Origin of the sequence: Paracoccus lutimaris (genome assembly GCF_003337565.1) — a bacterium.
GTDB classification, from domain to species: domain Bacteria; phylum Pseudomonadota; class Alphaproteobacteria; order Rhodobacterales; family Rhodobacteraceae; genus Paracoccus; species Paracoccus lutimaris.
On the sequence record NZ_QPJL01000009.1, the window covers coordinates 38,533 to 61,756 of the forward strand.

A 23,224-nucleotide genomic window follows, 5' to 3' on the forward strand; every position below is an offset into this window, starting at 1 on the left:
TTTGGGGACGTTCCTGCCGGCATGATCCGGCGCATCGCAGGAGATTTCCCATGGCGACCCACGCCGTATCCGACGCCACCTTCGACAGCGAAGTCCGCGAATCCGCGACCCCGGTCGTGGTCGATTTCTGGGCTGAATGGTGCGGTCCCTGCCGCCAGATCGGCCCGGCCCTTGAGGAACTGGCCGCCGAATATGGCGACAAGGTCAAGATCGTCAAGGTGAACGTGGACGAGAACCCCGAAAGCCCCGCCCAGCTTGGCGTGCGCGGCATTCCGGCGCTGTTCCTGTTCAAGGACGGCCAGGTCGTCTCGAACAAGATCGGCGCGGCGCCCAAGGCCGCGCTGAAGGCCTGGATCGACGACGCGATCTGATCGCGGCTATGAGTTCATAACGGGGGCGGCGGGTCAGATCGGCCAGCCGCCCCTGCGCATTTGGGCAAGAATCCGTTCGCCCGCATCCGGGCGGCTGGCATTGACGGATTGCTGCTGCAGGAACCAGTAAAGATAGGCCGCGAATTCCGACTGCCGGGTTTCGGCCAGCGCCAGGGCGCGCTCGGCCCCCAGATCGGCCACATTCAGCCCGATATGGTGAAAGTCGATCTGTGCAAACAGCACTGCCGGCTTGCCCAGCAGATAGCCGTCAAAGGCCACGGCGCTGTTTTGCGTCACCACAAAGGCGCAGTCGCGCAGCAGCATCGCCGTGTTGCCGCCGATGGTCAGGTTCGGATGGCGCGCGGCAAGATTTTCCAGCGCCTGCAGGTCGGCGGCGTCATAGTGCTCGCCCGGGTGCAGGGTGGCGGTCACCGGGCGGCCGGTGGCGGCGGTAAGGGTCAGCATCTCGACCGGGCTCATGGTCTGGAAGGACCGGCAGCGGCGGATATGGCCCTGCAGTGGCACCAGAACCGGTCCGTCGCGCCGGGGCGCGCGGCCCGGCAGGACGCGCTCGCGCAGGCGGTCGGCAAAGTCGCGGGCCTCGTCCGGATCGACGCCTTGCGGGTCGAAGCGGCTGCGCGCGACATGGAAACGCCAGCGCTGCGGGACCGGCTCGATCTGCCAGAACGGATAGTGATAGGCGCGGCGAAAGGTCAGGGCGCGGTCATGGGTCGGCGGCTCCATGTGATAAAGCGCGTAGCCGTCCAGCCGGGGCGCGAGATGGCGGGCCTCGGGGCTGGTCTGGTGGAATTCGATGTGCCAGCCGGCGCCCTGAACCGCATGGCGCAGCACGTTCATGAAGTTGAACGTGCCGGCGCGCGAGGTTTCCAGCATCGTGCCGTCCAGATAGATACGCAGGGTCGGGGCATGGCTCATGCGCAGCAGGCTAGCGATTGCGGGCGGCTTGCGAAAGCCTGCCCGCGCCCATATCTGAGCGCCAAGACCATAGCGGAGAAGACGCATGTCCGATGAGAAATTTCCCGGCTGGCACGGCACCACCATTCTGGCGGTGCGGCGCGGCGGCAAGGTCGTGGTGGCCGGCGACGGTCAGGTCAGCGTCGGGCAGACGGTGATGAAGGGCACGGCGCGCAAGGTGCGCCGCCTCAAGCCCGGCGGGCATGACGTGGTGGTGGGCTTTGCCGGCTCGACCGCCGATGCCTTCACGCTGCTGGAGCGGCTGGAGAAGAAGCTGGAGGCGGCACCGGGGCAATTGGCGCGGGCCTGTGTCGATCTGGCCAAGGACTGGCGCATGGACAAGTATCTGCGCAATCTGGAGGCCATGCTGATCGTGACCGATGGGCGCGAGATCTTCGTGGTGACCGGCGCGGGCGACGTGCTGGAGCCCGAGCATGACGTGGCGGCCATCGGCTCGGGCGGGAATTTCGCGCTGGCTGCGGCGCGCGGGCTGATGGCAAGCGATCTGGATGCCGAGGGCGTGGCCCGCGCGGCCATGGCGATCGCGGCCGATATCTGCGTCTATACGAACGACAATCTGACGGTTGAGGTGCTGGGTTAGGGGGCTCTGCCCCCGGCCCTTCGGGCCTCCCCCGGGATATTTGGGCATGAAAGAAGGGCTTTTGCCTCCGTGCCCGTGACAGGAAAGGTGGAACATGAGTGATTTGACCCCGCGCGAGATCGTGTCCGAGCTGGATCGCTTTATCATCGGGCAGAAGGACGCCAAGCGCGCGGTCGCCGTGGCGCTGCGCAATCGCTGGCGCCGGAAGCAGCTGGGCGATGATCTGCGCGATGAGGTCTATCCCAAGAACATCCTGATGATCGGGCCGACCGGGGTCGGCAAGACCGAGATCTCCCGCCGTCTGGCCAAGCTGGCGCGAGCGCCGTTTCTGAAGGTCGAGGCGACGAAATTCACCGAAGTCGGCTATGTCGGCCGTGATGTCGAGCAGATCATCCGCGATCTGGCCGATGCTGCCATCATCGAGACCCGCGAGCGCATGCGCGACGAGGTCAAGGCGCGGGCTCATAAGTCCGCCGAGGATCGCGTTGTCGCCGCTTTGGCCGGCGAGAATGCCCGCGAGCAGACGCGCGAGATGTTTCGCGACAAGCTCAAGCGCGGAGAGCTGGACGATACCGTGATCGAGCTGGAGGTTCAGGACAATTCCAACCCCTTCGGCATGATGGAGGTGCCCGGCCAGCCGCCCGGCGCCATGGGCGGCATGATGGACCTGTCGGGGCTGATGAAGGCCTTTGGCGGGCGCCGGGTGCGGCGCAAGGTGACCGTTTCGGAAAGCTATGAGCTGCTGATCGCCGAAGAGGCCGACAAGCTTCTGGATGACGAGGCGGTCAAGGCCGCCGCGCTTGAGGCGGTGCAGGAAAACGGCATCGTCTTTATCGACGAGATCGACAAGGTCGCCGCCCGGCAAGAGGCGCGCGGCGGCGATGTCAGCCGCGAGGGGGTGCAGCGCGACCTGCTGCCCTTGATCGAGGGGACTACCGTCAGTACGAAATACGGGCCGGTCAAGACCGACCATATCCTGTTCATCGCCAGTGGCGCGTTCCACATCGCCAAGCCTTCGGATCTGCTGCCGGAATTGCAGGGGCGCCTGCCGATCCGGGTCGAGCTGCGTGCCCTGACCGAAGAGGATTTCATCCGCATCCTGACCGAGACGGACAATGCCCTGACGCTGCAATATACCGCGCTGATGGCGACCGAGGGCGTCGTGGTCAGCTTTACCGAGGATGGCATCCGGGCGCTGGCGCGGATCGCGGCCGAGGTGAATGGCTCGGTCGAGAATATCGGCGCGCGGCGGCTATATACCGTCATCGAGCGGGTCTTCGAGGAGCTGTCCTTTACCGCCCCCGACCGCTCGGGCGAGAAGGTGACGGTGGACGCGGCTTTCGTCGAGAAGCATCTGGGGGATCTCTCGCGTTCGACCGATCTGTCGCGTTACGTGCTGTAAGGGAACCGGGCGGCGTCCATATCGTTGAGGCATAAGCCAATACGGGGACGCCGCATGAAGTTCATCATCGCCACCATCATCTTTGCCCTCGATGTCTGGGCAATCGCCTCGATCATCAACAGCAATGAATCGAACGGCACCAAGCTGATCTGGATCCTTCTGGTGGCCTTGCTGCCGGTGGTGGGCCTGATCATCTGGTGGTTCGCCGGACCCAAGGCGAATTATTCAAGCTGACGGCATTTTGGCCCGCGCGGGGCGCGTCCTGCCCTTGCGCGGACCGGATCTGCTGGCGGCGGCGACTCTACCGCCTGAGATAGACGTAATAGGCGCCCTCGCCGCCATGGCGGCGATGGGCGGGCCGCACCTGCAGCACGATGGCGTTCAAGGGCGGCATATGCAGCCAATGCGGCACGTTGTGGCGCAGCGCGCCGGGGCGGACGGGCAGCGGCGCATCGGGGCCGCCCTCGCGGCCCTTGCCGGTGATGACCAGAACAAGGCGTTTTCCGGCGGCCTGCGCCTGCAGGACAAAGCGGATCAGCACCGGCTGGGCCACGGCCAGCGTCATGCCATGCAGGTCGATCCGGGCCTCGGGGGCGACCTTGCCGCGGGTCATCTGGCGATGGGTCTTGTGATCCATGCGCAGGGGTTGGTTGTGCAGCGCTTCGCGCGGGGGCGGGGACAGATCGATCCGGGTGCTGCCGCCGGTCCGCTTGCCGCCCAGTGTCAGGCCGGTCAGCGCGACCGGTTCGCGCGGGGCGGGTTTGGCAAGCAGCGCGGGTTTCGTATTGTCGGCCAGAGGCGCGCTTTTCTTGCGCGCGGGATGCATGGGCACCGCTGTCGCGGCGATGCGGGACCAGAGGGCCTTGTCCTCGGCCGAAAGTCCGCGCCGCCGTGCCATCGTTCAGGCCGTGGCGACAAGCTGCCAGTTGGGATCGGCGGCGCCCATATGGCGGGCAAAGGTCCAGACGTCGCGCTGTTTGCGCGCGGCCTTGGGATCGCCCTCGATCACATTGCCCTCGGCATCGCGGGTGGCGACGATCATCTCGCCGACGAAGCGGACGGAAAGCTCGGCCATGCCGGTAGCGCGGTTGAACTCGGCCTCGGCCAGCGCGGTTTCGCGGGTGCCCAGGAATTCGGCCGTGGTGGTCAGGTTGCGGGCCTGACGGTCGGCAATGACGGTTTCAAACGCCTCGGCCACGGGCGGGGCCAGAAAGGCGCGCACCTCGGACAGATCGCCGCGCTCAAAGGCCATCAGGATCATTTCATAGGCGGATTTCGCGCCGGTCAGGAACGGGCCAACGGCGAATTGCGGCTCGACCGATTTCATCTCGGCCAAGGCCTTGGCATTGGCGCTGCCCGGCTCGGCATGGTCGGTGATGTCGTTATCGGCGTCACCGTCAATCACCTCAAAGCGCTTGCGCTGCGCCGGCTCTTCGGGCAGGCGCGGCGATTCAAACCCGTCGCGCGTGCCCAGAACCCCGCGCAGGCGCAGGATCAGAAACACGGCAATGGCGCCCAGGACGAGCAATTGCAGCAGGGGGTTCGACATCGACGGACCTAACGAGCTTTGTAACGGCGGTTCAGGATGCTTATGTAGGGTGCAAGCCGGCCCAAGTCCAGTTTGGTGCCGCAAATGGGATAGGTTCGAGGATAGACTTTCATGTGGCTGTTGCTGCCGTTCGTGGTTCTGCCGATCATCGAGATCGCGCTGTTCATTCAGGTCGGGGGGGTGATCGGTGTCTTGCCGGTCATCGCGCTGGTTCTGGCCTCGGCTGTGGGGGGCGTGGCGATCATGCGCCGGCAGGGCGCGCGGGCGGCACAGGACGTGCAGCGGGCGATGCAGGATTTCACCGATCCGGCGCGGCCGATGGCGCATGGCGCGCTGCGCATGATCGGGGCCGTGCTGATGGTGGTGCCGGGCCTGTTCACCAGCGCGCTGGGGCTTTTGCTGCAGGTGCCGCCGCTGCGCGACCTGATCCTGCGGCGGATGGCGGCGCGGGTGCGGGTCTCGGGGACGGGGTTCGGCCATGGGCCGGGTGCGGGATTTGGCGCGGATTACCCCTCGGGGCGGCGGCGCGATGAGGGCGTGATCGACGGCGAATATTCGGTGCAGGACGATCCGCCCGCGCCGGTGCGCGAGGGGCTGACCGATCAAAGCGAAAACGCTGCACCCCGCCGCGGCAATTCCGGCTGGACGCAGCATTGAGCGCGGGGCGCGGCAATGCTAGAACCCGCGCAGTTCCGAGGAGATTTCGATGACCGATGAAACCACCAACGGCGCCCCCGAGGCGCCGAAAACCGAACAGGCCGGCGTGCGGCTGCAGATCCTGACCCAATACACGCGCGACCTGTCGTTCGAGAACGCGGTGGCGCAAAAAGGCCTGCCCTCGGGCGAGGTCCAGCCCGAAATCAGCGTGCAGGTCAGCCTGGACGCCCGCAAGCGCCCGACCGAGCATCAATACGAGGTCGTCACCAAGTTCCGCGTGCAATCGGTCAATGCCAAGGACAAGGCACCGCTGTTCCTGTGCGAGCTGGATTACGGCGGCATCTTCCATATCGAGGGCGTGCCCGAGGATCAGATGCACCCCTTCCTGATGATCGAATGCCCGCGCATGATGTTCCCCTATGTGCGGCGCATCGTGTCGGACATGACCCGCGATGGCGGATTCCCGCCCTTCAACATGGATCCGATCGATTTCGTGGCGCTGTATCGGCAGGAAATCGCGCGGCGGATGCAGTCGGGCGAGCGTCCGGCCAACCAGCCGCTGTCCTGAGAGTTTCACATTGTCGTGAGGTCCGTGGGTCTGCCGGCCTGCGGGCCTTTCGCATGTCCGGCCCCGCGCGATCCGCCGGCGCGTGATCCGGTGGCGGGCTGCGGGGGATGCGGCTAGGGTTCGGTCCTGTCCGGCAGAGGGGTGACTGATGGCGAAGCAAGCGAAACGGGCCTGGCAAAGGATGCTGTCGGGACGCAGGCTGGACCTGCTGGACCCGACGCCGATGGATATCGAGATTTCGGACATTGCCCATGGCCTTGCCTTCGTGGCGCGCTGGAACGGCCAGACCCATGGCGACTGGGCCTATAGCGTGGCCGAACATTCGCTGCTGGTCGAAGAGATCTTTGCCCGGGGCGAGCATGGCCGCGACCCGCGCTGGCGGCTGGCGGCGCTTCTGCATGACGCGCCCGAATATGTCATTGGCGACATGATCTCGCCGGTCAAGGCGGCGCTTGGCGGCGAATACGGAGAGATGGACACGCGGCTGGCGGCGGCCATCCATCGCCGCTTTGGCCTGCCCGCACAGCTGCCCGTGGCGATCAAGCGCGCGATCAAGCAGGCCGACCGGATTTCAGCATGGCTTGAGGCGGTCCAGATCGCCGGATTTTCCCGCGCCGAGGCCGACCGGCTGTTCCCGATACCAAGGCTGGATCTGCTGGAGGGGCTGGAAATCCGCCTGCGCCCGCCGCGCGAAACCCGCAATGCCTATCTGGCCCGGTTCGACGGGCTTATCGCGGAAATCGACCAAAGCAGCCGGTAGCGCGCGGCAGATAAAACGCGGCGAAACATCTGACAGTTTCCGGCTCTCGGGACATGCACAAACGCGCCGGCAAGGCAGGCGCGCCATCGCGCTGCTTCCGGCCATCGGCCTGAGCCGCGCATATTCGCCATGATCGACAGCCGCCGCCCGCTGGCGCTGCTTTGTTGTATCCTTTCATGGGTGGCGATGACCAAGGGCGGGGCTGCGGCCCTGATCCCCGAAATGATGCGCCGGGGTTATTCCGGCGGTTTGGCGCCGGCCATTGCCGCCGTCCCGGTCCTCATCGGCATGAGAGGCGACACGGAATGGCGGCCGGGAATGGCACGGCGGATTTCCGCAAGGCCGGCTTGAAAATCGCTGAACGCCATCGACTGCGCGAGTGCCGATCCTGCGATATGCCGAACCCGCCTCCCGAACGGATCGGAAATTTGATCCTTTCCACAAAAAGGAAATCCCGTCGAGATTTTTCCATGATGCTTTGCAGCCGGAAAATTCCCCGCACGATCGTCAAAAAGCCTGTGGAAAAGGTCGGAAAAAACAAACGCCTGCCGGGAAATCCCCGGCAGGCGGCAGGTTTATGTTCAAAATCCCCGGATTCGGCAGGAAATACCGTGGATTTCTGTTTCTGTCCGGTCAGATTTCCAGACTTTCCAGCGGCTTGCCGGCATCCAGAACCTCCTGAACCCAGCGCGGTTTGCGGCCGCGCCCCGTCCAGGTCTGTTCGGGATCCGAGGGGTTGGCATATTTGGGCGCAACCTTGCCGCGTGCCGCCTTGGTGACGGTCAGATCGGCAAGATTAAAGCCGAACTCGCGCGCGGCGGTTTCGGCGGCGGCCAAAGCCTCGCGCTTGCGGCGCTCCTCAAAGGTGGAAATGGCGCGGTCGAGCTTGTTTCTGAGATCACGAAGCTCGCGCAAGGACATGTTGTCCAGATCGATGCTCATATTTATGTTCCTGGGTTGGCAGATTGTATCTACCAATATTTTCATTCAGGAATTAATTGCAACTGTTTTCCAGAGGTTATTATTATCTAGGGCTTCGCTTGGCTAAAATCCGCTGCAAGGTGCGCCGGTGCATATGCAATCTGCGTGCCGTTTCGCTGACATTTCGGTCGCATTGCTCGTAAACGCGCTGGATATGTTCCCAGCGCACCCGGTCGGCCGACATCGGCGCCTCGGGCGGGGGCGGCAGGGTTTCGCCCCGCGACAGCAGCGCATGCATCACGTCATCGGCATCCGCGGGCTTGGCCAGATAATCGGTGGCGCCCATCTTGATTGCCGCAACGGCGGTCGCGATGGCGCCATAGCCGGTCAGGACGACGATGCGGGTATTCTCGCGCGCCTCGCGCAGGGCATCGACCACATCAAGACCGTTGCCATCCTCAAGCCGCAGATCCACCACGGCAAAGGCCGGCGCCCGGACTTGCACGGCGGCGCGGGCCTCGGCAACCGACAGGGCGCGGGTCACCTGAAAGCCGCGCTTCTCCATCGCCCGGGCCAGCCGGTTCAGGAATATCTCGTCGTCATCGACCAGCAGCAGGCTGGGATCGGGTCCGATATCGTATTCGTCGGCCATATGCGCGCCCCTTCCGAAAGCTGACAGGTCCATATGTCCATTCTGGCCTGCGGTCAAATCCGGCTAGCCTGTTGCCCCGATAAAACAGGCGGTTCGGTCGGCCATTTCCTGCGGGGGGACATCGCGGCCAAAGAATTCGACCGTTCCGGCATCGGGCATGACCAGATAGGTATTGGTCATGTGATCGACCAGATAATTCTCGGGATCGTCCTGATCGTTGATGCGATAGAAATTGCGCCAGGATTTCGATACCGCGTCGATTTCTTCGGGCGAGCCGGTCAGGCCGATCATCCGTTCATGCATCGCGCTGACAAAGCTGGCCAGAACTTCGGGCGTGTCGCGTTTGGGATCGACCGAGATGAACACCGGCGTGACCTCGATCCCGCGCTCCTGCAGCATGGCGACGGCCTCGGCATTGCGGGCACTATCCATCGGGCAGACATCGGGGCAATAGGTATAGCCGAAATACAGCAGCGCCGGCTTGGCAAAGACCTGCTCCGAGCTGATGCGCGCGCCGGTCTGGTCGGTCAGGGTGAAGGGTCCGCCCAGCTGGTCAAAGCCCCCGGCCATCGCGCTTTTGCGGCAGCCGGCATAGGGGTCGCTGCCACCGCGCGACAGCCACAGCGAGCCGGTGACCAGCACCAGCCCCGCCGCCACGCCGCCGAGTATCAGGATGCGCCTGTCCTTGTTCATATCCGTCGCTCCGTTTCATACGCCTGCATTGATCGCCCATCCGATGCTGGGTATCAATGCCGCCAAGCCATTCCCGACCCCAAGGCTTCGCATGCCCTTCGGACTTGTCACCCGCCGCATCGCCCTGTTGCCCGGCCAACCCGGACCCGAGCCGATCCGGCTGGGCACGCTGATCCTGCTGCGTTGGGTGGCGATTGCCGGCCAGCTGGCTGCGGTTTGCGGGGCGCTGCTGATCGGGGCCGAGTTTGCGCTGGCCCCGGTTCTGGTGGTGATCGCGCTGGCCGCCGCGCTGAACCTGACGCTGATGATTCGCCAAGGCCGGCGGGTCTCGGCCTATGAGGCGGCGTGGCAGCTGGGCTATGACCTGACGCAGGTGGCGGTGCTGCTGGCGCTGACCGGCGGGCTTGCCAATCCCTTTGCGCTGCTGCTTCTGGTGCCGGTGACCATCGCCGCGACGGCCCTGCCCGGCCGGCAGCTGGTGATGCTGGCCATCACGACTGTGGTCATGGTGACGCTGACCGGGATCCTTGCACAGCCGCTCAGTTTCCGGCCCGATCCTCCGATCCGCCTTCAGCAACCGCTGCTGGTCGGGCACTGGTTCGCCATCGTGATCGGCGCGGCCTTTTTCGCCGCCTTCGCCCGCCGCGTCGCAGCCGAGCTGAACGCCAGTTCCGAGGCGCTTTTCGCCGCGCGCATGGCGCTGGAACGCGAGCAAAGGCTGCAACATCTGGGCGGAGTCGTCGCCGCCGCCGCGCATGAGCTGGGCACGCCGCTGGCCACGATCAAGCTGGTCAGCGCCGAGCTGGCCGACGAACTGGCCGAAGCCCTGCCCGACCGCGAGGATCTGGCCGAGGACGTCACCATCCTGCGCCAGTCCGCCGATCGCTGCCGCGACATCATGCGCTCGATGGGGGCGTCGGGGCGCGACGACCTGCTGATCCGCTCGGCGCCGCTGGCCGAAGTTCTAGCCGAGGCCGCCGCCCCGCATCGCGATCGCGGCACCGATATCGTCATCGAGGCTCGGGGCGATATGCCGATCATCCAGCGCGACGCGGCGGTCATCCATGGTCTGCGCAACCTGATCCAGAACGCCGTGGATTTCGCCAGTCGTCGGGTCGTCATCCAGGCGCAGCGCGACCGGCGCGAATTGCGGATCAGGATTTCCGACGACGGCCCGGGCTTTCCGGCCACGCTTTTGCCGCGCATCGGCAGCCCCTTCCTGACCACCCGCCCCCGCGCCGAGGACGGCCGCAGCTATGAGGGTATGGGCCTTGGCCTGTTCATCGCCAAGGCGCTTTTGCAGGGATCAGGCGCGCGGCTCAGCTTTGGAAATGGCCTCAAAGGCGGGGCCGAGGTCACCGTGATCTGGCCTCTGGCGCGGATCGAGACCGAGGATCGTGGTGCTTTGGGCCCAAATCCGGAAATTCTTTCGTGATTCACTTTGAGTGTTAACCATTTCTTGATTATCTCCCTATAGTTGTTTCCGTGGTTATTTTTCTTACGGGTGTGGGCGATGGTCGGACAGTTTCTCATCGCATTCGCAGCGGCAGCGGTTGCCGTCATGCTGGCATTGACGGCGATCTGGGCGATCGACCGGCGTCGGCGCTGGGTCGGGTCGGCATTGCGGCTGGATCGCGACATTGAACCAATCGTTTTTCTGTTTCGCGACCGGCATCTGATCGACGCGACCGCGCCGGCGCGCGCGCTGCTTTCTGCCCTGCCGGGCGACAGCGAATGGCAGCGGCTCAGCGGCTGGCTGTCGATGCGCCTTCCGGATGCGGCGGCGATCCTGTCGGATCCCGACCGGCCGCCGCGGGTCGAACTGGCCGAGCAGTCGAAAGACCCGCAATTGCGGCTTCTGGCCGAGGATCTCGCCGACGGGATCCTGCGTATCACCCTGACCGACCCCAATGCCGAGAATGCCGGGATCGTCGTCGACTCGCTCTCCTTCGCGGCGATGGAGCATGAGCTGGAAATCCTGCGCTCCACCATGGACCATTCGCCGATGCTGGCCTGGCGGCAGGACCGGAACGGCAATGTGACCTGGGCGAATTCGGCCTATCTCGACCTCGCCGAGGCAAAATCCGGGGGTGAGACGGTCTGGCCGCTGCCGCAGCCGATCGATCTGTCGGCGCGTCCGGCACCGGGACCGGCGAATGGCGCATCGCGGCGCGTGCAGGTCGAATATGACGGGCATGTGCGCTGGTATGACTGCCATATCCACGAGGTTGCCGACCAGACCGTCGCCATCGCCTTGCCGGCCGATGCGGCGGTGCGGGCCGAACGCAGCCTGCGCGAATTCGTCCAGACGCTGACCAAGACCTTTGCCGACCTGCCCATCGGGCTGGCGATCTTTGACCGCGACCGCAACCTGCAGCTCTTCAACCCGGCGCTGATCGATCTGACCGGGCTGGCGACGGGTTTTCTGACCGCGCGGCCAACGCTTTACGCCTTTCTGGACCGCCTGCGCGAGGCGCGGATGGTGCCGGAGCCTAAGGATTACCGCAGCTGGCGCAACCAGATGAACTCGCTTGAGGCGGCGGCGGCCTCTGGCCATCACGTCGAAATCTGGTCCCTGCCGGGTGGCCAGACCTATCGCGTCACCGGCCGTCCGCATCCCGATGGCGCGGTGGCCTTCCTGTTCGAGGACATCACTTCCGAAATTTCGCTGACACGAAAGTTCCGCGCCGATCTGTCGCTGGGCGCCGAGGTTCTCGACGCGCTCGAGGATGCGGTGGCGGTTTTTGGCGGGAATGGCGATCTGCTGACCTCGAACCGGCGCTATCTCGAGCTTTGGGGCAGCACGTCGCGGCCGACGCTGGACGACCATATCGCCGGCTGGCTTGCGGCCAGCGGTCAAAGCCCCGGCCTGACCGCGCTGCGCGAGGCGCTGAACGCGGCGCTGCCCGATGAGCCGCTGCGCGGCGCCATGGCCGGCCCTTCGGGTGGGCTGATGTCCTGGGGGTTGCGCCCCTTGTCGGGGGGCCGCGTCCTGATCAGCTTTGCCAATGCCATGCCGGCGCCGGTCGCGCCGCGCCTGCCGCAAAGCGCCGAGGTTGCGCCCAAGCTGCCCGGCGATCCGCCCGCACAGCGCGCGATCGGTTGACCAGTTTGTGGCGCCGGGGATTGCCTTGGCGACCGGATCGCGCTTCGTTATGTGGCGAATGCATGGCGATGCGGTCCCGGCGGGGCATCGATAGGGGCGGCAGATGGATGTGAATATTCTGGCGGGACGGCGAGTGCTGTTCGTCATGGCGGTCGAGGCGGAATACGGCGCCGCGCTGCGCGCCCGTATCCAGCCCCTGATGACCGGCGTCGGCCCGGTCGAGGCGGCGGTCGAGCTGACCGCCCTGCTGTCACAGCTGGCGGCGCGCGGCGAATTGCCGGAACTGGTGGTATCGCTGGGGTCCGCCGGGTCGCGGGTGCTGGAACAGGCGGCGGTCTATCAGGTCTCGGCGGTGGAATATCGCGACATGGATGCCTCGGCCTTGGGGTTTGCCAAGGGCGAGATGCCGTTTTCCGGCCTGCCTGTCCGCATCGAGCTGCCGTTGCAGATCCCCGGCATCCCGCATGCCTCGATCGCGACCGGCGGCAGCATCGTCAGCGGCCGCGCCTATGACGAGATCGCCGCCGATATGGTCGATATGGAGACTTTTGCCGTTCTGCGTGCCTGCCAACATTTCGGCCTGCCACTGATCGGTCTGCGCGGCATTTCCGACGGGGCCGAGGATCTGTCGCACCTGTCCGACTGGACGCAATACCTGCATCTGGTCGATGAACGTCTGGCGGCGGCGATCGATCTGCTGGAACAGGAGCTGCTGCGGGGCGATCTGCTGGTCTGACGCGGGACCGATGGGCCCTGCGTGCCATATCGCAAGATCAGATCAGTCGTCGAAAAGCGCCATCCCGTCGGGCCAGCGCAATGAGGTCGTCAGGGTGATCTTCTGCTCTTCGCCCGGTGCGATCTTGCCATTCCAGACCAGCAATCCGCGCTTGCCCTCGGGGTCGGTTTCATCCGGGGCGGGGTCGGCGGACCAGTCCACCCGCAGATCCTCTTGCCGCGAGACGGGGACCTGATCGATCACCCGCAGCGGCCATTCCTCGGCGGTCAGGTTGCGGATGCCAAGAATTGCAGTTTCCGTCCGTTCCGCGGATTTCAGGATCAGGCCGCTATTGCCCTCGGTCTCGTCAGGCAGCTGGCGTTCCAGCTTGATGCCGGTCAGGGGGCCGAAGCCCAGCTTCATGTCGTCGCCCGCCGCCGTCAGTTCCAGCGTGCCGCGTCCGACCATCGCGCCATCGGCATAGAAGGTCGCCTCGCCGGGCAGGATCACCGCCCCGGTCGAGTTCACCGTATCCGCCACCAGATAGGCGCTGTTGTCACGGCTGGGCACGGCCTCGGCCACGATTTCGGGGGTCAGCGCATGCGAATCCAGCGGCAGGCGCAGCGCATCGGCGCCGTCGCGGATATCGACCGGGGTCGGATAGTCATAGACCTCCGTCTCGCCCACCACGGCCAAGAGGGCGGAGGCGACCACGGGCTGTTCATCGACCACGACCGGCTCGACCTCGGTGATCGGTGCGACATAGCCGCCCTCTTGCATCCGGGCGCTGTCGGCGGCCATCATGGCGGGCTCGCTGCCGGAATAGAGCTTGCTGTCCTTATCCATGACGCGCACGAAATGGGGACTCAGCTCGCTGGGCGCGGCCTGATCCATCGGCCGCGCGGTCGACAGCGTCAGATGCACACCGGTCCAGTCCTCGCCGCTGTTTTGGGCCACCATCAGCCCGCGATCCATGCTTAGCTTGGCCTCCTTGCGCTGCAAGGACAGGTCATAGACCGGCTGCCAACTGGCCTGCCGGGTCAGCGAGGCAATGCGGATGCTGGCCGGGGCACCATTGCCCTGAACCGCGATGACCAGCGCCGAGGTCTGGTTTTCCGGTGCCCGCAGCGCTTCAAGCCGGGTTCTGGCGCGGTCGATCTCTTTGTCCATATCCTCGCGGGTGCGGTTGGCGGCCTCGGCCTCGGCGGCGGTGCGGACGATGGTCTGACGCGCCTCGATCATCTGGTCGCGGGCCGAGGCGGTCAGCCCGGCGAAATCACCCGCCACGCTGTCGGATTCCGCCAGTTTCATCAGGAATTCGATCATGTCCTCGGCGGCGGTGCCGCGTGCGGTGATCTCGGCCACGCGGGCATCATGCTGGGCCAATGCGTCCTCAAGCCGGCGGACCATATCCTTGGCGGCAAGGAATTCCGTGGTTTCCACGGGGGCGGCGGGCAGGGCGCGGTTGATTTGCAGGCTGACTGCACCAATGGTCGCGCCTTCGCCGGTCACGCGCAGCGTGCTTGGGTCGATGTCCACGGGCATGCCGGTCACCACCAGCTCATGCGCGCCCTGCGGCAGATCCATCTGGACCGTACGGTTGACGCCGGCGCCCCAGGGATAGACGGTGACCGCATCGATCCGGGCGGTGGTTTCAAACCGGTCGGCCAGGGCCGGGCCGGACAGAAGAATGGCGGTGGAAATCAGCAGGTAACGCATCGGGACCCCTAAATGAACGCGCAACCAAGCTTGACGAGGGGCGGTCAAAAAGCAAGAGGGCGCCCCGCGGGACGCCCTCACAAGACCGTAGGGTCTGGTTCAGCCCTTTTTCAGGCAGCGATTGCCCAGCAGCTCTGCGATCTGGACCGCGTTCAGCGCCGCGCCCTTGCGCAGGTTGTCCGAGACGCACCACAGGTTCAGCGCGTTTTCCGCCGTCACGTCCTGACGGATGCGCGACACGAAGGTGGCGAAATCGCCCACGCATTCGACCGGGGTCGCGTAGCCGCCCGGCTCGCGCTTGTCGATGACCAGCACGCCCGGCGCCTCGCGCAGGATGTCGCGGGCCTCGTCCTCGTCCAGGAAATCCTCGAACTCGACGTTGATCGCTTCCGAATGGCCGACAAAGACCGGCACCCGCACGCAGGTCGCAGTGACCTTGATCGAGGGGTCCATGATCTTTTTCGTCTCGGCCGCCATCTTCCATTCTTCCTTGGTGTCGCCACTGTCCAGGAAGACGTCGATCTGCGGGATCACGTTGAAGGCGATCTGCTTCTGGAACTTCTTGGGCTCGACCTCCTGGCCGGGCACATACATGCCCTTGGTCTGGTTCCACAATTCGTCCATGCCGTCCTTGCCCGCGCCCGAGACCGACTGATAGGTCGAGACGACGACGCGCTTGATCCGCGCGCGGTCATGCAGGGGCTTCAGCGCCACCACCATCTGCGCGGTCGAGCAGTTGGGGTTCGCGATGATCATCTTGTTGCGATAGTTCTCGACCGCGTCCGGGTTCACCTCGGGCACGACCAGCGGGATCGCCGGGTCATAGCGGTAAAGCGAGCTGTTATCGATCACCACGCAGCCCTGCGAGGCGGCGATGGGGGCATATTGCTTGGTCGCGTCCGAGCCGATGGCGAACAGCGCGATGTCGTAGCCGGTAAAGTCGAAACCCTCGATATCCTTGGTCTTCAGGGTCTTGTCGCCATAGCTGACCTCAGTGCCAAGGCTCCGGCGCGAAGCCAGAGCAACAACCTCATCGGCAGGGAACTCGCGCTCGGCGAGTATGTTCAGCATTTCACGGCCCACGTTCCCCGTGGCGCCGGCGACAACGACCTTGTAGCCCATTGGGGGTCTCCTGATATAAAGGACAGCGCGATATAGGGCAGGATCGCGGAAAGCGAAAGCAACATATCGGCGATTTGACAGGTATATTGGCGATTTATCGTCATTATGACGATGGTTGTGTCGATCTGCCTGCGTCGTGGCGGACCGGGATGGCGGTTGCCAGTGGCGCGCGGCTGGCGCAGTCTTTGTCGGCGGGGGTTGCTTAGGGGACGGCGCGGGATGGTGGTGGCAAATCTGGTTCAGGTTCTGGCCATGCGGCTGCCGATTCTGCAGGCGCCGATGGCGGGCACCTCGACTCCGGCCATGGCGGCGGCGGTGTCCGAGGCGGGTGGTCTGGGCGCGCTGGGACTGGGCGCGGCCACGGTCGAGGCGGCGGGCAAGGCCATCCGCGAGACGCAGGAACTGACCCGGCGGCCCTTCAACGTGAATTTCTTTTGCCATGCGCCGCGCCCGCCCGACCCGGCCGGCGACCGCGACTGGATCGAACGGGCGGCGCCGCTATTTGCCGGCTTTGGTGCCGCACCGCCCAGTGAGCTGACGGATATCTATGACAGTTTCCGCAGCCATGACGGGTTTCTGGATCTGGTGCTGGCGCTGCGCCCGCGCGTCGTCAGCTTTCATTTCGGCCTGCCGCAGCCGCATCAGATTGCGGCCATGCGGGCGACGGGGCTGATCCTGCTGGCCAGCGCCACCTCGCTGGACGAAGCGCGCCAGATCCGCGCGGCCGGGCTGGACGCCGTCATCGCCCAAGGCTGGGAGGCCGGTGGCCATCGCGGGATTTTCGATCCCGCCGCGCCCGATGCCCGGCTCTCGACCGAGGATCTGACCCGCGCGCTGGTGCGCGAGATCCCCCTGCCCGTCATCGCGGCCGGCGGGCTTATGGATGGCGGGGATATCCGCTGGGCGCTGTCCTGGGGCGCGCAGGCGGCGCAACTGGGCACGGCCTTTGTCGGCTGCCCGGAAAGCGCGGCCGATGCGGCCTATCGCGCGCGGCTGTCGCAGGGGGGCGAAACGGTGATGACGCCGGTCATTTCCGGCCGGCCGGCGCGCTGTCTGTCGAACGGCTTTACCGATTGGGGGGCTGGGATCGCGGCGGATGCGGTGGCCGGCTATCCCCGCGCCTATGATCTGGGCAAGGCGCTGAACGCGGCCGCCAAGGCGGCGGGACAGACCGGATATGGCGCGCAATGGTCGGGCATGGGGGCCGCGCGCGCCCGCGCGATGCCGGTGGACCGGCTGATGGCGGCCTTGGCCGATGAGCTTGGCGCGGCCAGATCCGCGCTTTAGTCGCGGTTCAGCTGCAGGCGCGGATCGGCATGGATCAGGGCGTCGGCCCATGCCGCCTCGGCGCCGAAATCATGGGGGACCTGATCGGCGGTCCTCCGGCCCGACAGGCTTTGACTGGCGAAAAAATCGAACCCGTAGAGGTCCAGCCGCGTCATCGCGGAGCGCGCCAGCAGGTCGATCAGCATCGCGCCGGTGGTGGGCGGCGCCGCCAGCCTGAGCTTCAGCGCCTGATAATCGGGCTGGGGATGCAGGTAAAAGCCGGGGCTGGTCGCGGTCTGCCAGTCCAGCCGCTTGCGCTTGGGCGACATCCACAAGACGCGACCGGGGTTGATCCGGTCGCGGTCGGCATCGCCCAGCCGGACCGCCAGTCCCAGCCAGTCGGTGCGGGTGCCGTGGCTGGTCGCGGCCGGCATCGGCGCGCGGTTGATGCGGATGACCAGATCGGCGGCGTCGATTTCCGTGCCATGCTCGGATTCCGTCAGCGCGCGGGCATTGCCGATCAGGGCGATGCGCTTGCCCGCCAGATCCGCGAGGATCTCGGATTGAGGCACCGAGAGGCTTTGCAGCGCCGTTTCGTCGCGCAGGGTGCGGGCGATCAGAAAGCCAAGGCGGGTCACGCCAGCAGCTTCCGATAGACCTCGACAATGGCGCGGGCCTCGCCCTCGATGGCGTGGTTGGTTGCGACATGCTCGCGGGCGGCGCGGCCGGCGGTCTCGCGCCCGGCGTCGTCGTCCAGCCAGCGCGCCAGCGCCGCCGTCAGGGCGTCGGCGTCGTCGCGGGGCACAAGGCTGCCGGTTTCCCCGTCGCGGATCAGGGTTTCATAGGCCCCGACCCGGGCGGCGACGGTCGGAACGCCGCAGGCCATGGCCTCGAGGGGTGTCAGGCCGAACCCCTCCCACCGCGCGGGGGCGGCGAACAGGTCCAGCGCCTGATAGGTGCGCACAACCTGCTCCCACGGGATTTCGCCAAGGAAACGGATGCGGTCCGAGAGGCCGGCGGCGGCGATTTTAGCCTGCAGATCGTCAAAGAACTGCTGGTTGTCCTGAGTGACGCGGCCGGTAAAGACCAGTTTCGCGCGCGGGCGATCGGGAAACAGGCGCAGGGCGGATTCGACCAGCAGATCGACGCCCTTTTGCGCCCGGATGCGGCCAAAGCAGCCGATGACGATGTCGTCAGGCTGATAGCCCAGCTCAGCGCGCAGCTCGGCGCGGTCGGCGGCGGGGTGAAAGACGCCCAGATCGACCCCGTGCAGGATGACCGTCGCCGGGCGCTCAAGATAGCTGGCGGCCTGCGGCGAGGTGGCGATCAGCGCGTCCTGCTGACGCACCAGCCAGCGGGTAAAGCCGGTATGGCGGCGCTGCGCGGCCGAGGTGAACAGCAGCCGATACCGCCGCCGCAGCACGCGCCGCAGGATCAGCCCCAGCGCCATTTCGGTATTGCGCCGCGCGTGCCAGACCCGCCAGCGGTCGCGCGGCAGGGTGGCGGCGCGGGTCAGCGGAATATGCGGCAGTTCCGGCGGCAGGCCGGGGCCGGTGGTGGTGATGCCGATCATCCGTGCCTGCACCGGGATCAGCCGCACCACGGTTGCCGTCACGCCCGACAGGCGGCGCTTCAGGTTCGGGGCGACGACCTCGATCTGGTCGGCGGAGGGATCAGGCATCAGGCGTCTCGGGCGTCAGGAAATACAGCACGAACCCCACCGTAAGCGGAATCAGGAAAAAGAGGAACAGGGTCGAATAGGCCTCGGGCGGGGGACCGCCGGCGCTGGCCGCGCGATAGATTGGCCGCGAGGCGAATTGCAGCACCGCCGCCCCGCCAATCGAGAACATGTTGAGGAAGGTGACCCCCCGTCCCACAAGATGCGGTGGCAAAAAGGCGCGACCATGGGCCAGAACCACGGTAAAGGAGGCGCCTGCCAGCCCGATCAGCGCCAGCATGGTGATCGCGGGAATGACGCCGGCATCGGGCGCCAGCCACAGCCCGGCCATGACCAGCACCGCCATGCCATTGACGATCAGCGCCAGCCGCCGGACCGAGCCGGCCAGCCGCGTCGCCGGGCCGACCAGAAAGCTGCCGATGACCATCGCCAGCCCCATCGCCAGCGTGGCATAGCCGATCAGCGTCTCGGAGGCGCCATAGACCTCGGCCATGTAGGGGCCGGCCCACAACCCGCGAATGGCGGCAGAGGCGGCGTAATTCACCGAAAACAACGGCAGGATGAACCACAGCGCCCGCAGCCGCAGGATCTCGACCAGCGAGCCGCGCGGGCCGGTGCTGCCCAGCCGCTCGGGGTCGCGCACGAAGATCAGGATGGCGATGGCAACCGCCAGCGTCGCGCCGGCCAGCACCCAGAGCGTCGGCCGCCAGCCGATGGCCGAGATCACCCAGACCAGCGGCGAGGCGCCAAGGATATTGCCCAGTGAGCCAAAGCCCACCACCGCACCGGTCAGCGCCCCGAAGGCCGAGGCCGGATAGTTCCGCGCAAAGATATACGAACTGCCCATCAGCGCCGGCGCGCAGCCAATGCCCATCAGCGTCATCGCGACATGCAGATGCCATGGCGCCTGCGCCAAGGCAAAGACCGCCGCCCCGCCCGCGCCGCCAAGCGCCAGCAGGGTCGAAACCGTGCGGCGCGGCCCGATCCGGTCGAACGCGGTTCCGATGGGCAATTGCATGGCGGCAAAGGCAAAGAACCAAAGCCCCGACGAAATCGCCAGATCGTCCGGTCCTGCGCCCAGTTCGGCCTGCAAGACCGGCGTCAGCACCGCCAGAAAGGCGCGGTAGAACTGGCTGAGCGTATAGGCCAGAATCAGGCTGACGATCCCCGCCGAGAGCAAGGCGCGCATGCGATCCCCTTGTGACATCAGGTTGCGCCGAGACTTGTCCATTCCCGGCGATGAAACAATCCCTTAGCTGCGTCCCATCAGGACCGCCAGCCACAGTGCCAGTTGCGACACCCGCCCCTGCCGGAAAAACCCGCCGCGCCGCATTGCTTTGACGCGGGTTGCAAGGCCGCCCTGCAGCCCGGCGAAATCCTGCAAAAGCGCGCGGTTTTCCGGGGTCAGGCGATGGTGCGACGCTTGCAGGGCAGCCAGATTGGTGCGGCTCCAGCCGCGATAGGTGCCATTGAGCATCCGTCGCAACCCGCCCAGACGCGAGCGCAGCCGCTGGTTGGCGCCGACCAGATTGGCGTCATGCTGGCGATAAAGCAGCGAGGGGAGCGAGTCATAGATCACCAGCCCGCCGGCCCCCGAAATCAATTGGTAAATCCACCAGTCATGCATGACCACCGGCCCGGCCTCGGCATGGGCGGCGGCGACCAGATCATAGGCCGGGCGGTTCAGCATCAGGGTATTGCCTTGCACGAGGTTCTGCATCAGCGCATGGCGAAACGATGGCGGATGACGCGGAATCGGCGACAGCGACAATTGGCGCAGATCGGCATCGCAATTGACGACGCGGCTGCACCAAAGCGCGGGCCGGTCGCCCGGCAGGGCGGCAATGCCAAGGGCCAGCTTGCCCTCGTCCCAGACATCGTCCTGATCGCAAAAGGCGACGTGGGTGGCGTCCGCCGGGACATAATCCAGCAGCGCGCGGAAATTTTCTGCCGCGCCCTGACGCGGGCCGGGCAGGACCCGGACCTGACCGGGGTTCAGCCCGGCTGCGAATGCCTCGATCAGCGCGGCGCTGCCATCGGTCGAGCCGTCATCCCCGGCGATCAGCCGCCAGTCGGCATGGGTCTGTCCGGCCAGGCTTTTCAGCTGGGCCGGCAGGTATTCGCGGCCCTGATAGACTGCCATCAGAATGGCGACATGCGCCTGATCGGCCATTCCCTGCCCCGGTTGGTCGGCGGCTTTGGCCCGCCCTGCTGATCCTCATAGCGCCGGGGGCCGGGCAGCGAAAGCCGCCCGGCGGTTTTTCGGGGTATGTTCGGCGGCTTACTTGACCACCAGTTCCGCGTCCCATGCGGTCAGGGGCGCCGTGCTCCAATCGCCATAGGTGGCGTTGGGGAAAACGATCCAGTCGGCGCCGAAATGCGCGGCATTCTTGTCCACCTCGGCGCGTTTCACATCGGTCGGGGCCTTGCGGAAGACGCCGTCGAAATCATGCAGCGTATCGCCCAGCAACAGGACGATCTGGTGATCCTTGCTGACCACCGCGCGGCGCTCGGCCTTGCTGGTGCCGTAAAGCAGCACATGATCGTCCGAGACCTGCGGGAAGCCCAGTTCCTTCAGCGTGGCGATGGTCGCGGCCTTGTTCTCGGGCTCGCCAAAACGGTCCGAGATGTAATAGATCGCCACCCCGGCCTTGTCGGCAAAGTCAAAGAAATCCAGCGCGCCGGGGATCGGGACGGGCTTGCCGCGCAGCTCCCAATCGCCCCATGTGTCCCATGTGTCATAGATGTGGCATTTCTGCATATCGCGCACCAGCAGCGCCGAATTGTCGATGGCGGTTTCGTCCAGATCGCTGACCACGGCCAGTTTCGACGGGTCGCCCGCCTTGGCAATCGCCGCCTGCAGATTGGCGCGGGCCAGCGCATAGGCCTGCAATTGCAGGGCGCGAACCTCGGCCGATTGCTGCTGATAGCGCAGCCCCATGGCGAATTCCTGAACCGGGCAGGTGGCGGCGGGGGCCGCATCCTGCGCCAGCGCGGGCGCGGTAAGGCTTAGCGTGGCGATGGCAAGGCTGATCGAGACTGCGGACCTGAATGCATTCGGCATCTGGCTCTCCCTTTGTGATGCCGGCGCGGGATGCGCCGGCAGGGAAGGCTAGTTTTTATTGATTGGCCGGTCAAAACAAAATGCGATCAAGCAGTTGCGACGCGGGCCGGGGCTTCGCGGATGGGCAGGTGGATCAGCGCGCTGAAGGCGCCGACGCCCACGCCGACCCACCAGACCAGCGTGTAATCGCCGTAGATGTCATACATCTTGCCGCCCAGCCACACGCCCAGAAACGACCCCAGCTGATGGCTGAGAAAGACGAAACCGTAAAGCGTGCCCATATAGCGCAGCCCGTAGATATAGGCGACCAGACCCGAGGTCAGCGGCACCGTGGCCAGCCACAGCCCGCCCATCACCAGCGAAAAGATGATGACGCTGGTCGGCGTGATCGGCATCAGGATGAACGCGGCCGAGGCGATGGTGCGCAGCGTATAGACCCCCGCCAGCAGGTATTTCTTGGTATAGCGCTTGCCCAGCCAGCCCGCAAAGATCGAGCCAGCGATATTCGCCATCCCGATCAGCGATATCGCCACCGCCCCCAGCGCCGAGGTGCTGGTGATGCCGATGCTGGCCAGCGTGCCCATGGGACTGATCGGCCCGCACATCTCGGTGATCATGGCCGGGAAATGCGCGGTGATGAAGGCCAGCTGATAACCGCAGGAGAAGAAGCCCGCAAAGATCATCAGGTATGAGGGGTCGGTAAAGGCGCGTTTCAGCACCGTGCCCATGCTTTCATCGAGCTCGCTTTTGCTGGCGGGCTTGGTGTCGCCCAGCATCGGCAGAAAGAACAGGCAGCTCAGCACGATCACGCCAAAGATGATGAAGACGGTCTGCCACGGGTAAAAGGCCAGCAGCCCCTCGGCCAGAGGTGCGCCAAAGACCTGCCCGGCCGAGCCGGCGGCAGTGGCGATCCCCAGCGCAAGACTGCGGTTTTCGTCGCTGCTCGCGCGGCCGATCACCGCAAGGATGACGCCGAAACCGGTGCCGGCGATGCCAAAGCCGACCATCACCTCAAGCATCTGCATGGTTTCGGGCGTGGTCGCATAGGCGGTCAGGATCAGCCCGGCGGAATAGAGGAACGCCCCGATGATGATCGACCAGCGGTCGCCCCAACGCTCGCCCAAAGCGCCGAATATCGGCTGGCCAATGCCCCATGCCAGGTTCTGGATGGCGATGGCCATGCTGAACTCGGCCCGTGGCCAGTCGAATTCGGCGGCAATCGGGATCTGAAAGACCCCGAAACTGGCCCGCAGGGCAAAGTTGATCAGCAAGATGATCGAGCCGCCGATCAGGATCGGGGTGAAAAGTGATGCGCGCGTTCCCTGACTTGCCGACATGACATGCCCCTCGTTGATCTCCGGCTGCAATTCCTGCGCCCGCCGACCGGCGGCGTCAATGGTGCCGA

Annotated in this window: 25 protein-coding genes; 11 read left to right on the top strand and 14 right to left on the bottom strand. The window is 65.7% G+C overall.

Annotated features, from left to right (window positions below; all coding sequences use genetic code 11):
- Positions 1-50 precede the first annotated feature (50 nt).
- Positions 51-371 (top strand): thioredoxin, encoded by a 321-nt coding sequence (gene trxA, locus DFP89_RS09840; protein ID WP_114349216.1) that lies wholly within the window; start codon positions 51-53, stop codon positions 369-371.
- Between the two features lie 33 nt (positions 372-404).
- Here trxA and DFP89_RS09845 read toward each other — a convergent pair whose 3' ends face one another.
- Positions 405-1,307 carry a hypothetical protein gene (locus tag DFP89_RS09845; RefSeq protein ID WP_114349331.1) on the bottom strand — a complete coding sequence of 301 codons (903 nt, stop codon included), beginning with the start codon at positions 1,305-1,307 and terminating at the stop codon, positions 405-407.
- Positions 1,308-1,392: 85 nt separating this feature from the next.
- Here DFP89_RS09845 and hslV point away from each other — a divergent pair, with 85 nt between their 5' ends.
- The 3 genes from hslV (at position 1,393) to DFP89_RS09860 (ending at position 3,583) form a co-directional block, all read left to right on the top strand.
- Entirely contained in the window at positions 1,393-1,947 is a 555-nt protein-coding gene (gene hslV / locus DFP89_RS09850; protein WP_114349217.1) for an ATP-dependent protease subunit HslV, read from the top strand.
- Positions 1,948-2,041: 94 nt separating this feature from the next.
- A complete protein-coding gene (hslU, locus tag DFP89_RS09855; protein WP_114349218.1) occupies positions 2,042-3,349 on the top strand; it encodes an ATP-dependent protease ATPase subunit HslU in 1,308 nt (435 codons plus the stop codon).
- A gap of 54 nt (positions 3,350-3,403) precedes the next feature.
- Positions 3,404-3,583, top strand: coding sequence for a PLD nuclease N-terminal domain-containing protein (locus tag DFP89_RS09860; protein WP_114349219.1), 180 nt, complete (start codon positions 3,404-3,406; stop codon positions 3,581-3,583).
- Between the two features lie 67 nt (positions 3,584-3,650).
- Here the strand turns inward: DFP89_RS09860 and DFP89_RS09865 are convergent, their stop codons facing one another.
- Both DFP89_RS09865 and DFP89_RS09870 read right to left on the bottom strand, forming a co-directional pair.
- The gene (locus tag DFP89_RS09865) at positions 3,651-4,247 is read right to left on the bottom strand and encodes a Smr/MutS family protein (protein WP_114349220.1); all 597 of its coding nucleotides are present in this window, start codon (positions 4,245-4,247) and stop codon (positions 3,651-3,653) included.
- 3 nt (positions 4,248-4,250) lie between these two features.
- Positions 4,251-4,898 carry a Tim44/TimA family putative adaptor protein gene (locus tag DFP89_RS09870; RefSeq protein ID WP_114349221.1) on the bottom strand — a complete coding sequence of 216 codons (648 nt, stop codon included), beginning with the start codon at positions 4,896-4,898 and terminating at the stop codon, positions 4,251-4,253.
- A 111-nt stretch (positions 4,899-5,009) separates the two neighbouring features.
- On the opposite strand from DFP89_RS09870, the gene DFP89_RS09875 reads away from it, so the two are divergent.
- The 3 genes from DFP89_RS09875 (at position 5,010) to DFP89_RS09885 (ending at position 6,883) form a co-directional block, all read left to right on the top strand.
- Entirely contained in the window at positions 5,010-5,555 is a 546-nt protein-coding gene (locus DFP89_RS09875) for an FxsA family protein (RefSeq protein WP_114349222.1), read from the top strand.
- 49 nt (positions 5,556-5,604) lie between these two features.
- Complete coding sequence (gene secB, locus DFP89_RS09880; protein WP_114349223.1) at positions 5,605-6,123, top strand: protein-export chaperone SecB; 519 nt, start codon at positions 5,605-5,607, stop codon at positions 6,121-6,123.
- Between the two features lie 148 nt (positions 6,124-6,271).
- Positions 6,272-6,883: an HD domain-containing protein gene (locus DFP89_RS09885; protein WP_114349224.1), complete on the top strand. Its 612-nt coding sequence runs from the start codon at positions 6,272-6,274 to the stop codon at positions 6,881-6,883.
- A gap of 633 nt (positions 6,884-7,516) precedes the next feature.
- On the opposite strand, the gene DFP89_RS09895 is transcribed toward DFP89_RS09885, so the two are convergent.
- The 3 genes from DFP89_RS09895 to DFP89_RS09905 all read right to left on the bottom strand — a co-directional run bounded on the left by DFP89_RS09895 (position 7,517) and on the right by DFP89_RS09905 (position 9,149).
- A complete protein-coding gene (locus DFP89_RS09895) occupies positions 7,517-7,825 on the bottom strand; it encodes an H-NS histone family protein (protein ID WP_114349226.1) in 309 nt (102 codons plus the stop codon).
- An 82-nt stretch (positions 7,826-7,907) separates the two neighbouring features.
- Positions 7,908-8,456 carry an ActR/PrrA/RegA family redox response regulator transcription factor gene (locus tag DFP89_RS09900; protein ID WP_114349227.1) on the bottom strand — a complete coding sequence of 183 codons (549 nt, stop codon included), beginning with the start codon at positions 8,454-8,456 and terminating at the stop codon, positions 7,908-7,910.
- 63 nt (positions 8,457-8,519) lie between these two features.
- Positions 8,520-9,149: an SCO family protein gene (locus tag DFP89_RS09905; protein ID WP_114349228.1), complete on the bottom strand. Its 630-nt coding sequence runs from the start codon at positions 9,147-9,149 to the stop codon at positions 8,520-8,522.
- 91 nt (positions 9,150-9,240) lie between these two features.
- On the opposite strand from DFP89_RS09905, the gene DFP89_RS09910 reads away from it, so the two are divergent.
- The 3 genes from DFP89_RS09910 to DFP89_RS09920 all read left to right on the top strand — a co-directional run bounded on the left by DFP89_RS09910 (position 9,241) and on the right by DFP89_RS09920 (position 12,991).
- A complete protein-coding gene (locus tag DFP89_RS09910; RefSeq protein ID WP_114349229.1) occupies positions 9,241-10,584 on the top strand; it encodes an ActS/PrrB/RegB family redox-sensitive histidine kinase in 1,344 nt (447 codons plus the stop codon).
- A 126-nt stretch (positions 10,585-10,710) separates the two neighbouring features.
- Positions 10,711-12,255 carry a PAS-domain containing protein gene (locus DFP89_RS09915; RefSeq protein ID WP_245948640.1) on the top strand — a complete coding sequence of 515 codons (1,545 nt, stop codon included), beginning with the start codon at positions 10,711-10,713 and terminating at the stop codon, positions 12,253-12,255.
- A gap of 103 nt (positions 12,256-12,358) precedes the next feature.
- A complete protein-coding gene (locus DFP89_RS09920; RefSeq protein WP_114349231.1) occupies positions 12,359-12,991 on the top strand; it encodes a 5'-methylthioadenosine/S-adenosylhomocysteine nucleosidase in 633 nt (210 codons plus the stop codon).
- A gap of 42 nt (positions 12,992-13,033) precedes the next feature.
- On the opposite strand, the gene DFP89_RS09925 is transcribed toward DFP89_RS09920, so the two are convergent.
- The gene (locus DFP89_RS09925) at positions 13,034-14,689 is read right to left on the bottom strand and encodes a mucoidy inhibitor MuiA family protein (protein ID WP_114349232.1); all 1,656 of its coding nucleotides are present in this window, start codon (positions 14,687-14,689) and stop codon (positions 13,034-13,036) included.
- A gap of 99 nt (positions 14,690-14,788) precedes the next feature.
- Positions 14,789-15,811: an aspartate-semialdehyde dehydrogenase gene (locus DFP89_RS09930; RefSeq protein ID WP_114349233.1), complete on the bottom strand. Its 1,023-nt coding sequence runs from the start codon at positions 15,809-15,811 to the stop codon at positions 14,789-14,791.
- Between the two features lie 219 nt (positions 15,812-16,030).
- Between DFP89_RS09930 and DFP89_RS09935 the strand changes: the two genes are divergently transcribed.
- Positions 16,031-17,098: an NAD(P)H-dependent flavin oxidoreductase gene (locus tag DFP89_RS09935; protein ID WP_114349234.1), complete on the top strand. Its 1,068-nt coding sequence runs from the start codon at positions 16,031-16,033 to the stop codon at positions 17,096-17,098.
- Here DFP89_RS09935 and DFP89_RS09940 read toward each other — a convergent pair.
- The 6 genes from DFP89_RS09940 to DFP89_RS09965 all read right to left on the bottom strand — a co-directional run bounded on the left by DFP89_RS09940 (position 17,095) and on the right by DFP89_RS09965 (position 23,156).
- On the bottom strand, positions 17,095-17,715 hold the full coding sequence (locus tag DFP89_RS09940; protein ID WP_114349235.1) for a glycosyltransferase family 29 protein: 621 nt from the start codon (positions 17,713-17,715) through the stop codon (positions 17,095-17,097). The genes DFP89_RS09935 and DFP89_RS09940 overlap by 4 nt on opposite strands.
- On the bottom strand, positions 17,712-18,758 hold the full coding sequence (locus DFP89_RS09945; RefSeq protein ID WP_114349236.1) for a glycosyltransferase family 4 protein: 1,047 nt from the start codon (positions 18,756-18,758) through the stop codon (positions 17,712-17,714). Before DFP89_RS09945 ends, DFP89_RS09940 begins: the two co-directional genes overlap by 4 nt.
- Positions 18,751-19,944: an MFS transporter gene (locus DFP89_RS09950; RefSeq protein WP_114349237.1), complete on the bottom strand. Its 1,194-nt coding sequence runs from the start codon at positions 19,942-19,944 to the stop codon at positions 18,751-18,753. Before DFP89_RS09950 ends, DFP89_RS09945 begins: the two co-directional genes overlap by 8 nt.
- 63 nt (positions 19,945-20,007) lie before the next feature.
- A complete protein-coding gene (locus tag DFP89_RS09955; RefSeq protein WP_114349238.1) occupies positions 20,008-20,928 on the bottom strand; it encodes a glycosyltransferase in 921 nt (306 codons plus the stop codon).
- 108 nt (positions 20,929-21,036) lie between these two features.
- Positions 21,037-21,819 (bottom strand): 5'-nucleotidase, lipoprotein e(P4) family, encoded by a 783-nt coding sequence (locus tag DFP89_RS09960; protein WP_114349239.1) that lies wholly within the window; start codon positions 21,817-21,819, stop codon positions 21,037-21,039.
- A gap of 86 nt (positions 21,820-21,905) precedes the next feature.
- Positions 21,906-23,156, bottom strand: a complete 1,251-nt coding sequence (locus DFP89_RS09965; RefSeq protein WP_114349332.1) for an MFS transporter — start codon at positions 23,154-23,156, stop codon at positions 21,906-21,908.
- Positions 23,157-23,224 lie beyond the last annotated feature (68 nt).